The organism is Poseidonibacter sp., assembly GCF_041821165.1.
Taxonomy (GTDB): Bacteria; Campylobacterota; Campylobacteria; order Campylobacterales; family Arcobacteraceae; genus Poseidonibacter.
The window spans coordinates 4482-6036 of sequence record NZ_JBGUES010000146.1 but is presented as its reverse complement, the minus strand read 5'-3'; the positions used below and the strand labels follow the sequence as shown (position 1 = coordinate 6036).

At 25.0% G+C, this 1555-nt stretch carries 3 protein-coding genes; all 3 read left to right on the top strand.

Translation table 11 applies throughout. The annotated features are described in order from the left end of the window. Window positions 1–56: 56 nt before the first annotated feature. On the top strand, window positions 57–665 hold the full coding sequence (locus ACERKK_RS10415) for a TetR/AcrR family transcriptional regulator (protein ID WP_373773016.1): 609 nt from the start codon (window positions 57–59) through the stop codon (window positions 663–665). Further along, a complete protein-coding gene (locus ACERKK_RS10410) occupies window positions 655–885 on the top strand; it encodes a DUF2798 domain-containing protein (RefSeq protein ID WP_373773015.1) in 231 nt (76 codons plus the stop codon). Before ACERKK_RS10415 ends, ACERKK_RS10410 begins: the two co-directional genes overlap by 11 nt. A 2-nt stretch (window positions 886–887) precedes the next feature. Continuing rightward, a partial coding sequence (locus ACERKK_RS10405) for an efflux RND transporter periplasmic adaptor subunit (protein ID WP_373773014.1) occupies window positions 888–1555 on the top strand: 668 nt, incomplete at its 3' end.

Genomic DNA, 1555 nt, shown 5'->3' with positions numbered 1-1555 from the left:
ATTTTTCATTGACCGACGGTCAGTCAATAATAAATAAATTTTTTTAAAGGATATTTATGGCGCCAAGAGTTGTGAATAAAGAACAAAGAAGAAAAGATATAGCAAGTTCTTGTCTAAATTTAATTCATGATGTTGGAATAAAAAAACTAACAGTTGCACAAGTTGCAAAAACTGCGGGTATTGGAAAAGGTACTATTTATGAATATTTTGAAAATAAAGATGACATAGTTTTTGAAATTATAAATATTCATATAGAAGAGTATCACAATAACTTTTTAGAAACAATCAAAGATGTAAAAACTACAAAAGAAAAAGTGTTTCATTTTTTCAATTTTGTTTTAGATGATAGTATTGAAAATATGAAACATTTTAATGGTTATAAAGAGTACTTATCAATTGTTCTATCAGATGAAAATAAAGCAATGTGTGAATTTAATACTACTTGTACAGATTTTTTTAATATTCAGCTAAAAAATATAATTCAAGAAGGAATTAATAATAAAGAATTAATTCCACAAGCAATGGATTTAGCACAAGGGTTATTAATCTTTGAAAAAGGACTTGCACTTTTAAAAATGAGCGAGAAAGATTTTGATATTAAATATGCTTGTGAGTTATTTATAAATAATATATTTGATTTAATTGAGGTTAAGAATGATAAGTAGAAAATATGAAAGAGTAGTTTTTTCATTTTTTATGTCTTTATTTATGTCTTTTATTATGTCTTTTGTAATTACGTATATAAATTTAGATTTTATTGATGGTTTTGTGCTTATTTGGTTAGAAGCATTTATTAAAGCTTTTGCTTGTGCTTTTCCCATAATCTTAGTTGTTGGACCAATAGTGTCAAAAATAGTTAGAAAATTAGTAATAGAAGGAAACTAATAATGAATAAAAAAATAATAATAAGTTTATTTTTGTTTATAGCAACTGTAGCAAACCTAAATGCAGCAGGACAAGTAGCTTTAGTAAACACAAATATAATTAAAATGACAGAGGTTAATCCTTTGCAAGAGTTTATAGGAACAGTAACTTTTGATAAAAAATCAAAAATTGCAAGTGAAAGTTCAGGTGTTGCAAAAGATATTAATTTTGAAGTTGGAAAAAGAGTAAAAAAAGGTGATGTATTAGTATTAATTGATTCTGATATTTTAAATGCTCAAATAAATGCAGCTAATTCATCTGTTAATATGTATAGTGTTCAACTTGAAAATGCTAAAAAGAATTTTTTAAGATATCAAGCATTAGTTGCAAAAAACTCAATTGCTCAAAAAGTTTTTGATGATGCAAAAGTTGAATATGATGTTGCAAATGAAAATCTTATTTCATCAAAAGCAAAATTAAATGAATTAAAAATTCAAAAAGCTAAAAAAACAATTACTGCACCATATTCAGGTGTTATTGTTGAAAAAAACATTAACTTAAAAGAGTGGTTAAATGTAGGTTCTACTGTTGCAACTATTGTAAATACAAAAGAGCTTGAGTTAGTATTTAACTTACCTTTATCATTTGTAGATGGTCTTAAAAAAGGTGATATTTATGATGCACAAATTGC

Bases quoted from the DNA above. Each gene is read 5' to 3' on its own strand.
- ACERKK_RS10415 (WP_373773016.1), top strand. From the start codon at position 57: ATGGCGCCAAGAGTTGTGAATAAAGAACAAAGAAGAAAAGATATAGCA.
- ACERKK_RS10410 (WP_373773015.1), top strand. From the start codon at position 655: ATGATAAGTAGAAAATATGAAAGAGTAGTTTTTTCATTTTTTATGTCT.